We start from the raw sequence: 12,580 nt of genomic DNA on the forward strand, positions 1-12,580 counted from the left end.
AGAGGGAGCATACGCATATAGTGACATAAATTCACGTTTTTTTCAATCAAGTAACAATTTTTGGATCGTTTGATAAACAGCCTGTAGCTCCAACGTTAACATTTGAAGTAATTGCAACATGCCAGCTACGTCTCGATCTGCTGTTTGCAGCCCCGCTTGTGCCTTCACAACATCCTCCAAATGGCTTGCCGCGGCAAACACAAGATAAGCCGATAGGTTGCTGGATGAGCCACGAATACCATGAAGTAAATCAAGTGCTCGTTCGAGATTTTGCGTCTCGATAGCCACTTGCAATTGCGCCATAATGGGGTTCGTTTGATCTTGGAATTTGCGGAGCATTTCACGATAAATCTCGGTTTTTCCTCCAATGCGTTGGAGCGCCTCTGCGATATGAAGATGTGGCAGGGTCCTCTCCTCCTTATGCAGCTGGAGTGTGGTCTCGATGGCAGCTTGCAGCCGTTCTGGAATGATGGGCTTAGAGATCATCTCACTCATACCTGCCTCCAAGCAGGCCATCCGATTATCCAGCGTTGAATCAGCTGTAATAGCAATGATTGGAATGTGAGCCCATTTCGGTTCATTTCGTATACGCTTGGTTGTTTCAATGCCATCTAGCTCAGGCAAATGGATATCCATCAGGATTAAATCATAGGTATGATTCTCCAAATCATGTAAAGCTTCAAATCCATTTCCAGCTAATTGGATGTGACAATGCATCATGTTCTCCAGTAAGGAGCGTGCTACGGTTTGGTTAATCTCATTATCCTCGACAATTAGAATGCGCAGCGGAACTTCGTCCGTGAAGACCGACTTGCTGGTCAACGCCTGCTCACTCACTTGAGGAGGCTTCTCCTTCATAAGAGTTGGAACAGACTCCCTATCCGCATGAAGCGCGGCAAGCGTCCTGTACAACAGACTTCGCGAGATAGGCTTAACCAGAATGGCATCGGGCGATGAATCAATTGGAAGCTGCTCAAGCGCATCTCTTCCCGATAAGGAGGTGTAAACAATCGTTGAGATCCCTTGTCTTTTGCAGGAGCCCAGCATCGTTAACCACACCTCTTCTCCATACATATCATCTGCTTCCATATCCAACAGCAAAATATCAAACGCAATATGATCAAGGAGTTGAAGGGCCTCTTTCCACGAGTAGACACCTGCTGCATCCATGCACATGGATTGAAGGTTCTGGACAAGCACCTGGTTGAGCGCAGGATGATCTTCGACGACAAGCGTAGTAAGCGGTAATGGCAAGTAGACATGCTGTGTTGGTAAATACAAGGTAAAGGTGAGAAGGACAAGAAATTCACTCCCCACACCTTGTGTACTGGAGACGGAGATCGAACCCCCCATATTTTCAATAATGTTTTTGGAAATGACCAGTCCAAGCCCAGTCCCGCCATATTTACGGCTCGTGACTTCGTCACCTTGGATAAAGGGTTGAAACAAATTAGCTAACTGCTTCTCGTCCATGCCGATGCCAGTGTCCGTGACTGTGAAGCGGAGAGTCACTTCATTCTCGACAATCTGATCAATTCGCACCCGGAGTGTGACGGTTCCCTGCTCGGTGAATTTAATCGCATTGCTGGAGAGATTCAGAAGCACTTGATAGAGCCGTAGGGAATCCCCAATCAATCCAACCGGAACTTGATCAGGAATATCGCAAATGAAATCTACAGGTTTATGCCCTAGCAGTACACTCAGCGTTTCACACACACGATCAATGGTCTCATCGAGCTGGAAGGGGTGATGTTCAATCACAAGTTTATCTACTTCCAGTTTAGAGAAATCCAGAATGTCGTTGATGATATGGGAAAGAGAGCGCGCGGAACGCGAAATTTTGCGCATATAATCGGTTTGCAATTCGGTCATCGCGGTTTTCTCCAGCAAGTGAGAAAGTCCCACGATCCCATTAAGCGGTGTACGTATTTCATGGCTCATCCGGGCAAGGAACACGCCTTTGGCCAAGTTGGCATCATCCGCTTCTTGTTTGGCTAAGATAAGCGCCTCCTTGGCGTTGACTTGATCTGTAATATCTCTCGTGATCGCCGAGAAATACAGCTCACCGTTATTGAGGGGGAAGTGAGGAACAATGACGAGTGAAACGATGATATTATGATGTTTCTTGGTCCTAACTTCAGCTTCGAATTCCCAGAATCCCTCGCGGATTGCAGTTTGAAGTCCTTCCTCAAAATTAATGTCATTCAGAATTTCCACAAACTCATGGAAATGCGCGCGCGTATAGTTGGCCCCCTCTAAGCCCATGGAATAGATGCCGGCAGGATTTATATAGAAGATGTAACCGTCTTGATCAAAAGTCAGAATGGCATCCCGTGCACTCTCAACGATCGTGAACAGTCGTTCCTTGGTCTCATTACTTTCCTTAATATCACTGATATCGCGCGCAATGAGCACATACCCTTTCAGTTCGCCATTTGGATGCGTGATACAGCTAACACTCGCCTGTACATAGAGTCGGGTTCCATCTTTGTGATACCAAGTCCACTCCAGATCCTCCTTCAGATGTCGTAAAGATCGAATCACAAGTGTCGTACAGTCCGCGGGAATCATCTCGCCGAGTTCAGCAGAATATTGAATCGCACGTTCACGTAGCTGTTGTTGATCTAACCAGATTAAGGGTGAGGCAATTTTATGTACTTCTTCTAACGAATACCCAAGCATTTGCGTAGCTCTGCTATTGAGGTGGTTAATCATGAAATTCGGATCCAACACGATCATGGCATATTGATTATGACGAATAAAAGCTTCAAAGGGCTCGAAGAGTTCACGGATATTTTCCATCATTCCGTTGACAGAAAGGGCGAGTGCGCCTAATTCATCTTTACTTGTAAACACGATGGGTCTCGTGTGGAAGTTCCCAGCGGCAACGGCCTCCGTGACTTGGAGGATTTGTTTAATTCTTTTGATAATCAGCTGATTCGTTGTGAAGTAAATAAGCATGTAAATGATCACAGCGGCCATCGCGATTAATCCCACCGTCCACCACAGTAGAGCGCTCGTAGGGGCTTCGATGTCCTTGATCGGCATGGAATAAGCAAGAAACCAATCGAGATGGGGAATACGAGCGTAGAACCATCTAATCTTATTACCCGTGATAACGGATTCGTCGACAAAGCCAATTCCGTCGCGTACAGCTTGTTGAAAAGCGGGTCGAAGTTCCGGAAAATCGTTCAAAATATTCATCTTAAGAATAGCGTTAGGATCGGTATCATAAATCGTGAGTCCTTCTCGGTTGACGATTAACAGGTCTCCGTTGTTCAACGGAGCAAGGAGATGCTCATGAAATAAGGGTGCAGCTTCTAATGAAACATCAATTAGACTGACGACTTTTTGTTGATCATCAAAGATTGGCGCTGTAATCGAGATCACGTAAACGCCCTTCATTTTGCTTAGATGCGGATCGGAAATATAGGTTTTTCCCTGCATAGCTTGCTGAAAGCGAAGTTCATCCGTGATGGAAATCTTCATGCCTGAGGTAAATTCCATGTTACCTGCCAAATCGACAATAGCCATAGCATGATACTGATTTCTATCTGATTGTAGTTCATGTCTCAAAAAATTCAGGCGCTCGGCTTGTGTACCTTGTTTCATAATACTTACACGACTGATGAGCTCGACCTCTGCCAATCGAATAGACAAGAAATCATACAAGTTCCGTGCGGAATTCGAGACTGAACTAAGGGACTGCTCGTTCATTTTCTGCAATAGCTTATTGCTTGAAAGTTTATAATTGGTAAACCCTACCACGGCGAGGGAGATGGATGTAATGAGAACAAGCCAGGCAACCAGTTTGAAACGCAAAGATGATGACATGAACAGCCTCCTGATGCAGTCTAATTGTTAAAAAACCTCATAGTTTTAACATGTTTAGAACAGAACAAACTTAATGAATTTAATCTATGATATATCCAACAGGGGAAAGACGTATACACAAGTCTTAGGATTTACACAAATAATAGGGGGAAATGGGACATGCAAATGAACGTTCGCACCAAATTAATCATGGTATTTGCAATTATTTTAATCATGGTAGGGGCAATAAGCTGGACAGATATGAGTAGAATGGGAGCCCTGAAAGAAAGCAATCGAACGCTTGTACAGAACTGGATGAAGGGCATTGAAACGATCGAGGAGATCCATTACAACTCGGAACATTTGCTAACGGTGTATTATAAAAAAAAGCTGGAGCCTGATGTGACGAAGCATGCGCCAATGGACACGGATCTAAATGCAACCATTACACTAATCGACAACTTGTTAGGAAAATATAAGGAAACTGTTGCAAATGCAGAAGATATTACCCTCGCAGATGAGCTTTCAGAGAAGTGGGACAGCTTCAAGAAAGCGTTTCTAGCCAATAAGCAATTAGCGAGTGATCCGACGAGCAAAGCTGCGCAAGATAGCCTGACAGTTATGTCAACTGCTTTTGCGGCGGCACAAAAGACAATGTCAGATATGGTCATCTACAATCAACAAGGGGGAATACTAGCGGAAGAGGATAGCCAGAAAGTGTACAGAGAAAGTGTGACAATGTCAGTCACGGTGCTGTCTGTCATCATCTTATTTATGATCGCAACCTGCTACGTGCTCGTTCGCATTATTTCAGTTCCTGTACGCAAAGCTTCATTAGCACTGGATCGTATTGCAAAAGGTGATCTTACGGTTGAGCCGATTATGGTTTCCAATAAAGATGAAATTGGCCAGCTTGTAGGGGCTGTCAATCAAATGGTGAATCATCTGCGTCATTCTGTTGAACAAATGCAGCTAGCTTCAACAAGCGTTGCAGCCTCGTCCCAGCAGCTATTCGCCAGCGCTGAGCAGAATACCTCAGCTTCGCAGCATGTTGCGGTATCGGTGCAGGATTTTGCCAATGGAGCAGATACACAAGCCCAAAGCTCTGTTGAATGTGGGAGAGCGATGGAGGAAATGGCAGCAGGGATCTCGCGTATTGCAGAAACAACCGCTGATGTATCTGAGTTATCCATGACGGCTACAAACATTGCCGAGCAAGGTACGCATGCTATGGGACGTGTTGTGAATAAAATGCAAGCAGTCAGTACATCCGTTGATGCAGCGAATCAGGTCATTCAAGAGCTCGAGAAACATTCCCAAAGCATCGGCCAAATTACCACTTTAATCGGAAATATTGCTTCGCAAACGAATTTACTTGCGTTGAATGCCGCGATTGAAGCTGCGCGTGCAGGTGAAAGTGGCAAAGGTTTTGCGGTGGTTGCTGGGGAGGTTCGCAAGTTGTCTTCACAAACCGATGATTCCGTTCGCGAAATCTCTGATCTGATTAGTTCGATTCAACGGGACTCTGCGCTGGCTGTAGGTGTAATGAACAAGGGCAGAACCGAAGTGCAAGAAGGACTTCATGAGGTCGGCATTGCTGAGCAAGCGTTCGGTCAAATCGTACAAGCATCGCAAGAAGTAGCGAGCAAAATTCAAGAAACAGCGGCAGCTGCTGAACAGATGGCTGCAAGTTCAGAAGAAGTGGCAGCGACAGTAGCACAAGTAGGTTTCGTTGCACAGCAAACCTCAGGCACAGCGCAATCTGTCGCAGCAGTGACGGAAGAGCAACTCGCCTCTGCTGAAGAAATCACAGCCTCTGCCAAAAATCTGGCTGGCATTGCCACAGATTTGAATCATGTAGTAGGTACCTTCCGACTCGCTTAATTGTGAACAAATTGTGTCTGTCAGACTTTTTTGCAAGCTGGTACGTCTTAGTTATCGTGAAGGTTAGAACAAACGTTACAAACACGATAACTCAGAAGGAGTGAATAGGAAATGAAAAGAAATCCATGGAACATGTTGAAAATCGGTGTTGTTGGTTGTGCGGTGCTTGTAGGTGTAAGTGCTTCGGCTTGGACAGTTTCTGGTGTTGCTTCGGCAGATACGGTTACAGGAATATCAGCAACAACATCATCTACACCATCAGCACCAGTAGTCATTAAAGAAGTGGTGTTAACGTCCAAGAGCACGGATTTAACGACGAATATTAAAGTTCCTCAACTGACAGGTATGCTAGATACGAAATATCAAGATGAACTGAACGACATCATCCTTTCACATGCGAATAAAGATTTAGCGAACTGGGAGAAGACAGCTTCGGAGGATGCAGCAGCAGCCAAAGAAAAGGGATATACATACCGCCCGTATGAGCTTACAATTGTCTACACATTAAAATCAGATGGCAGAAGCAATCCTTCAGGCGTTGTTTCCCTCACCGTTACTACGTACGGACAAACAGGTGGTACAGGGATGCCAAGAGTGGATACCTATAATGTGTTGAATGCGGCAACTGCACAACGTGTAACGCTTCAGGATCTACTCGGCACGGATTACAAGACAACGATCGATGCAGGTGTTATTGCCAAAATCGATGAGAATCCGCAATATTTCTTTAAGGATCAATTTAAAGGCATTAGCGCAGATCAAGGCTTTTTTGTAGAAAAAGGGGATGCGGTTGTGGTATTTCCGAAATACGCGATCGCAGCTGGTGTGGCAGGAAGTCCAGAATTCCGCTTTAGCTTGCCTAACAATTTAGTCATCCAACCGAACCCTACTCCGCTGCCTGACAAAGTGAAAGTGGAATTGGGAACGAGTGATGTCGAACAGAATGCAGATGGCGTTTCCCTTGTTCCTTTCCGTAAAGTAGCAGAAGGTCTGGGTTACACGGTGAAATGGAATCAAGAAACATATGCTGCTGAACTCTCGAAAGGTGCGCAGTGGACGAGTGTGAGTGTGGGGAAAGATAGCTATTTCTTTGCCAAAATGGCACCAGTTGCGCTAGGAGCGGCTCCGGTCATTCTCAACGATACGCTTTATGTGCCTACTAAATTCGTGTCTGACATTCTAAAGGCCGAAGTGACAATTGATTCTAAAGGGATTCATATCGAACAATAATCGAATAAATAACAGGAATATGCAGTAAAAATATGCCTTCAGTTGCCGATTCAGGTGATCTGAAGGCTTTTCGACTAACACGTTACTGAAAGCGTTTGCATATACTGTAACATCCCGCATGTAGGAGGTGTGATCGGTATGTATCTCAAAAATAGTTTATCAGCACTCATGGGTCTTTGGTTTTTGATGACTCCTTGGGTGTTTGGATTCGGAGATGTAACGAATGCGCTTTTCACCTGTGCACTGTTCGGAAGTCTGCAATTCGTAAGTTCGATGTTAGCTTTAGGCAAAACAGGAAAACATATGTGGCAGAACTGGGTTTGTGTGGCCACAGGTACCGTATTCATTGTATTTCCTAATGTCTTTCATTTATCTTTCATGGCATTTTTCTCATTCGTTGCCCTTGGATTTATGACGATTCTCATTAATTACGCCAATCTATATCCGGACTCCCAATAACGATTAAAATGCCTATTGATAATTCAGTTTTAATATGTCATAATGATAATATCAAAATGAATTTATGAAATGAATAGCTCCATTTGCGATCAAACGCCTCAGCTGTCATTATGAAGTTAGGCTTCTCTTTTGCTAATTGATAAAGTCGTTCTAATAATATTAGATATACAATATAAGGAGTGAGGCATATGAAAGCCTTTATTGTGATTGATTATACGGTGGATTTTGTAATTGGAAAGCTGCCTTGCGGTGATCCTGCCGTTGCCATTGAGGCGCGGATTTGCGAGCTTGCTAATCGCTTTCTTGCCCATCAGGATTTTGTCGTGATGGCTGTAGATTTGCATGAGGAAGGAGATCCCTTTCATCCGGAGACGGCGTTGTTCCCACCTCACAATATACGTGATACGGCGGGTAGGGAGCTTTATGGTGGTTTAAAAGAAGTGCATGAAGCGCATAGATCAGATATCTATTGGATGGACAAAACGAGATACAGTGCTTTTTGCGGGACAGATTTGGAACTGCAGCTTAGAGCTAGAGGTATTCAGGAGCTTCATCTAGTGGGAGTGTGTACAGATATATGTGTCTTACATACCGCAGTGGATGCGTATAATAAAGGTTTCTCCCTGGTCATTCATGAGGATGCAGTCGCTAGCTTTGATGCACAAGGTCATGACTGGGCATTGCGTCATTTTACTAGTACACTAGGGGCTAAGGTTGTTCAGAATTGGAAAAATTAAGGGACGATGCATTAGATGAGCTAATGTGCGATGGAAAGGATGAATACAAATGAAATGGCACGCCATGGATGCGATGAATAATCTAACGCTGCATACGGATAAATATCAAATTAATATGATGTACGCCCATTGGTTACAAGGGACACATACGGAGAAGTCTGTGTTTGAGGTGTACTTCCGCAAGCTGCCATTTGACGGGGGATATGCGGTCTTCGCGGGGCTTGAGCGAGTGATTCATTATGTGCAACATCTGCATTTCGGTGAGGAAGAAATCGCTTATTTGCGTGAGCAAGAGGAGAACTATAAGGAAGAGTTCCTTGATGCCCTGCGTGCTTTTACATTCAACGGGGATATCCAAGCCGTACCCGAAGGGACGCTTGTTTTCCCAAATGTGCCGCTTGTACGTGTGGTTGGCAGCATTTTTGAAGCGCAGCTCGTGGAGACAGCGATTCTCAACTTCGTGAACTTCCAGACGCTTATCGCGACGAAAGCTTCGCGCATGAAAGGCGTTGCTCCGCACGATGTGCTGCTGGAGTTCGGCACACGCCGCGCCCAAGAGGCTGACGCCGCCATCTGGGGCGCAAGAGCAGCTTACATCGCGGGGTTCCACGCGACATCGAACCTGCGAGCCGGGATGCTGTTCGGCATCCCGACTAAGGGCACCCACGCGCACGCATGGGTGCAGGCCCACGACACGGAGGCGGAAGCCTTCCGTGCGTATGCCGAGGCCCTGCCCGAGCAGGTCACACTGCTCGTGGACACCTACGACACGCTGCGCAGCGGCGTGCCGAACGCCATTGCTACGGCGCGGCTGCTGGCGAGCCGCGGCAAGCGCTTGAACGCCATTCGCCTCGACAGTGGCGATTTGGCGTACTTATCCCAGCAGGCGCGGCGCATGCTGGATGAGGCGGGCTTTCCGGAGGTGAAGATTGTGGCATCCAATGACTTGGATGAGCACATCATCGCCGGGCTGAAAGCCCAGGGGGCTAAGATCGACAGCTGGGGCATCGGCACCCAGCTGATTACAGCGGCCGACCAGCCCGCGCTGGGCGGGGTGTATAAGCTCGTTGCCCGTGAGAAGGACGGCACGCTGGTGCCGGTCATTAAGATATCGGGCAACCCGGAGAAAGTGACGAATCCGGGCTTCAAGGAAGCCTACCGGATTATGAATAAGGCGACGGGCAAAGCAGAGGCCGATTATTTGGCTTTGCAAGATGAGGTGGATATTCGGGAAGGACAACGAATCAAGTTGTTCGACCCCATCCATCCGTATCTGTTCAAATTTATTGAGGATTATGAGGCGGTTCCGCTGTTGAAACCGATTTTTGAAGCGGGTGAGTTAGTCTATGAATTGCCTACCTTGGAAAGCATTCGTGACTATCATGCTGAGCAAATGCAGACCGTTTGGCCGCAATATCTACGGATGCTAAATCCCGAAGGTTATCGTGTCAATTTGAGTACTGCCCTATGGCAGTTGAAAATGGATCTAATCCACGCTCATCAAAACTAAGCAGATCGTTAATGTACGTTGGTGTCCGTCTCATTTTCGTACAAATTGTGCTATATCCGACTTCGGTGGTATGATTAATGGGAGCTACACGGTAAAGATGCGCTCATACAAATCTTATTCCGATGGAGGTTGTTAGCATTGTCAACACAAGCGAATCAAGCATTCACAGCTGGAGTTACGCTCAATAATGGTGTACATATGCCTTGGCTGGGGCTCGGTGTTTATAAAAGCAAAGAAGGTCAAGAGGTCATTGGCGCGGTTCAAACTGCCCTACAATTAGGCTATCGAAGCATTGATACAGCTGCTGTCTATCGCAACGAAGAAGGCGTTGGACAGGGATTGCGCCAAAGTGGTGTGCCGCGTGAGGATATTTTCATTACGACGAAAGTGTGGAATGCAGATCAAGGCTACGAGTCTACGCTGCAAGCATTTGAAGCAAGCCGTAAGCGTCTCGGTTTGGAGACGATTGATCTTTACTTGGTCCACTGGGCCGTGTCCGCCACGTACCGTGAGACTTGGAAAGCGCTCGTCCACCTCTACAAGGAGGGGCATGTTCGCGCGATTGGCGTGAGCAACTTCCAAATCTCTCATTTGGAGCATGTGATAGAGGATACGGGGGTTGTTCCTGCGGTGAATCAAGTCGAGTATCATCCGGAGCTATCGCAAAAAGAACTGCTCACGTTCACACGTGATCGGGGTATTCAACTAGAAGCGTGGAGCCCGCTTATGCAGGGTAAGCTGAATCAGCCAGAATTGGCGCAGCTTGCTGCTAAATACGGCAAATCAGCTGCACAAATCGTGCTGCGCTGGGACATTCAGCATGGTGTCGTGACGATTCCGAAGTCGGTAACTGAGCATCGGATTCGGGAAAATGCGGACATTTTCGATTTTGAGCTGAGCGCAGAAGATGTGGCTCTGATTGATGCGATGAATATCAACAAACGTATAGGTCCGGATCCGGATCATGTAACGTTTTAGTATGGTATTAGATTAGCAAAGAGGAAACGCCCGTTTGTGCGGGGTTTCCTCTTTTTTTCGTACCTGGTAACGGGATTAGGAGTCTGAGCGCGCACTTTTCGACGTCTCAGATTGAATCTGGAGCTGAGATGTTACTGAGCGAGCAAATCCCGACGTCTCGGACGGTATTTCGTTGCGAAAGCCAAATTTGTATGGCTGAGCGGTCACTTATCGACGTCTCAGAGTGAATCTAGAGCTGAGATGTTACTGAGCGAGCAAATCCGAACGTCTCAGACGATGTTTCGTTGCGAAAGCCAAATTTGTATGTCTGAGCGTGCACTTTTCGACGCCTCAGAGTGAATCTGGAGCTGAGGCGATACTGAGCGTGCACTTTTCGACGCTTCAGAGTGAATCTGGAGCTGAGGCGATACTGAGCGTGCACTTTTCGACGTCTCAGAGTGAATCTGGAGCTGAGGCGATACTGAGCGTGCACTTTTCGACGCCTCAGAGTGAATCTGGAGCTGAGGCGTTACTGAACCCGCCCTTATCGACGCCTCAAGTGAGCAGCTCAGCCCCCCTCCACTTATTGCAATAAAGCAATCATTTGATACACCTCGCGGTGATCACCTGGCAATAAGTAATTCGCAACCTTCAGTTGTGAAGAACCATCTCCGTCAAGGAAAAGCCCGTCCACCAACTGCTTCTCGCCTACTTGCTCTTGCACCGCTGTTCGGAACTCTTCGCCTGTACAAGGGGTAGGCGCGACGACGAGATACACGTTGTTCATTCGATCATACACGATGCCGGATCGCATACGCTTCTCGTTGATTACAGGCATTTCTTCCGAGATTGCCTGATCTGCCCAGCCCAATGGATTCGTAAGCCCCATGCTGACACCTCCCTGCGCCCAATATCGGGTGCGATCCATGACCTTGAGTTCACTTGCATTTTCGACAACTTGAACGGTAAAGGTTTGCGCCTTCTCATCCCATACCAACGTCCCTCGTTTGCGATCCGTATTGTACCAGCCTGAGCCGTAATCGCCAGGTTGGCCTTTCACAGGCTGATCATTTGTTACTGCGATGCTGAGCAAGTACCCTTGCCAAAAGAAACCGCCATTAATCCCATTGTCAGCTCGCTCGGTCACATTGGCTTGGATGGCTTTGAGCCCAATGTTCTCTGGGGAGGTTTGAATGACGTGAAGGCTCACACCATTCGTTGCAGGTTTGATGCTATACGCGGCAGTTGTCTTTGGAGGAGGCGGATGGGTAGTGCTCTGACTGTGAAGCCCCCAGATTAAGGTCCATACGAAACTGATAATGACGATAAGCAGATAGATTAGTAGCTGAGCAGCATGTGCTTTGAAAAGGCGGATAAGGTACATAGCGTTCTCCATCCCAGCTGTAATGGTGTTGTTTCTATTAGTCTATGAAAAATGGAGAGAGGATATGCCTAGTTAGGCTACTAGTCTACGAAAAAAAACACCTCCGAAGGAATCTACCATTCGGAGGTGTTGACCTTGAACCATCTATGTATGCCAAGATTAGAAAATTGGAATACGAGCTTTATTTCCATCTTTGGCATATAAAATCGCTTCAGAGCTAAATAAATCTACTCGCTCTAACGAGTTAACTAAATTCATGGTGGTGAATTTGTTATGGCGAAGTGCGTTGATCAAAGAAGGAATTAACTTGTGGTCGGTGCCGACAAAATTAACAGAAATCGGCTTCTTATTAAATAAAATGTTCATTCTCACTACAACACATCTCCTTCTGATTTGTTTTCAGATATAGGTTATCTTATTAAGTAGAAATTAAGATTATCACACCTTTCTCAATAAGTTCGTCGATTGACGGTGTCGGAATTCCACTAGTTCTGTCAGTAGATATTTCATGTAGGTGTCCAAGCGTTGAAACTATAAATGAGGAAGTGTAACTGCGCATACATTTGGTATATGATAGGTTAAGTTAAGCAAAATTTGGAAGCGGGG

At 46.4% G+C, this 12,580-nt stretch carries 9 protein-coding genes; 6 read left to right on the top strand and 3 right to left on the bottom strand.

What is annotated here, in order from left to right:
- Nucleotides 1-42 precede the first annotated feature (42 nt).
- Entirely contained in the window at nt 43-3,834 is a 3,792-nt protein-coding gene (locus AC58QT_RS18845) for a response regulator (RefSeq protein WP_497410364.1), read from the bottom strand.
- A gap of 159 nt (nt 3,835-3,993) precedes the next feature.
- Here AC58QT_RS18845 and AC58QT_RS18850 point away from each other — a divergent pair, with 159 nt between their 5' ends.
- The 6 genes from AC58QT_RS18850 (at nt 3,994) to AC58QT_RS18875 (ending at nt 10,611) form a co-directional block, all read left to right on the top strand.
- Nucleotides 3,994-5,697: a methyl-accepting chemotaxis protein gene (locus AC58QT_RS18850; RefSeq protein WP_497410365.1), complete on the top strand. Its 1,704-nt coding sequence runs from the start codon at nt 3,994-3,996 to the stop codon at nt 5,695-5,697.
- 111 nt (nt 5,698-5,808) lie between these two features.
- Entirely contained in the window at nt 5,809-6,927 is a 1,119-nt protein-coding gene (locus tag AC58QT_RS18855; protein WP_497410366.1) for a stalk domain-containing protein, read from the top strand.
- 138 nt (nt 6,928-7,065) lie between these two features.
- Nucleotides 7,066-7,386, top strand: a complete 321-nt coding sequence (locus AC58QT_RS18860) for an SPW repeat domain-containing protein (protein ID WP_310500522.1) — start codon at nt 7,066-7,068, stop codon at nt 7,384-7,386.
- Between the two features lie 188 nt (nt 7,387-7,574).
- On the top strand, nt 7,575-8,123 hold the full coding sequence (locus AC58QT_RS18865; RefSeq protein WP_497410367.1) for a cysteine hydrolase family protein: 549 nt from the start codon (nt 7,575-7,577) through the stop codon (nt 8,121-8,123).
- A 49-nt stretch (nt 8,124-8,172) separates the two neighbouring features.
- The gene (locus AC58QT_RS18870) at nt 8,173-9,633 is read left to right on the top strand and encodes a nicotinate phosphoribosyltransferase (RefSeq protein WP_497410368.1); all 1,461 of its coding nucleotides are present in this window, start codon (nt 8,173-8,175) and stop codon (nt 9,631-9,633) included.
- Nucleotides 9,634-9,831: 198 nt separating this feature from the next.
- The gene (locus AC58QT_RS18875; protein WP_497410565.1) at nt 9,832-10,611 is read left to right on the top strand and encodes an aldo/keto reductase; all 780 of its coding nucleotides are present in this window, start codon (nt 9,832-9,834) and stop codon (nt 10,609-10,611) included.
- 562 nt (nt 10,612-11,173) lie between these two features.
- Here the strand turns inward: AC58QT_RS18875 and AC58QT_RS18880 are convergent.
- Nucleotides 11,174-11,974 carry a hypothetical protein gene (locus tag AC58QT_RS18880; protein ID WP_497410369.1) on the bottom strand — a complete coding sequence of 267 codons (801 nt, stop codon included), beginning with the start codon at nt 11,972-11,974 and terminating at the stop codon, nt 11,174-11,176.
- A 159-nt stretch (nt 11,975-12,133) separates the two neighbouring features.
- The gene (locus AC58QT_RS18885) at nt 12,134-12,346 is read right to left on the bottom strand and encodes a hypothetical protein (RefSeq protein ID WP_173111184.1); all 213 of its coding nucleotides are present in this window, start codon (nt 12,344-12,346) and stop codon (nt 12,134-12,136) included.
- Nucleotides 12,347-12,580 lie beyond the last annotated feature (234 nt).

Source organism: Paenibacillus sp. J31R109 (assembly GCF_059692055.1).

Bases quoted from the DNA above. Each gene is read 5' to 3' on its own strand.
- AC58QT_RS18845 (WP_497410364.1), bottom strand. From the start codon at position 3,834: ATGTCATCATCTTTGCGTTTCAAACTGGTTGCCTGGCTTGTTCTCATT.
- AC58QT_RS18850 (WP_497410365.1), top strand. From the start codon at position 3,994: ATGCAAATGAACGTTCGCACCAAATTAATCATGGTATTTGCAATTATT.
- AC58QT_RS18855 (WP_497410366.1), top strand. From the start codon at position 5,809: ATGAAAAGAAATCCATGGAACATGTTGAAAATCGGTGTTGTTGGTTGT.
- AC58QT_RS18860 (WP_310500522.1), top strand. From the start codon at position 7,066: ATGTATCTCAAAAATAGTTTATCAGCACTCATGGGTCTTTGGTTTTTG.
- AC58QT_RS18865 (WP_497410367.1), top strand. From the start codon at position 7,575: ATGAAAGCCTTTATTGTGATTGATTATACGGTGGATTTTGTAATTGGA.
- AC58QT_RS18870 (WP_497410368.1), top strand. From the start codon at position 8,173: ATGAAATGGCACGCCATGGATGCGATGAATAATCTAACGCTGCATACG.
- AC58QT_RS18875 (WP_497410565.1), top strand. From the start codon at position 9,832: ATGCCTTGGCTGGGGCTCGGTGTTTATAAAAGCAAAGAAGGTCAAGAG.
- AC58QT_RS18880 (WP_497410369.1), bottom strand. From the start codon at position 11,974: ATGTACCTTATCCGCCTTTTCAAAGCACATGCTGCTCAGCTACTAATC.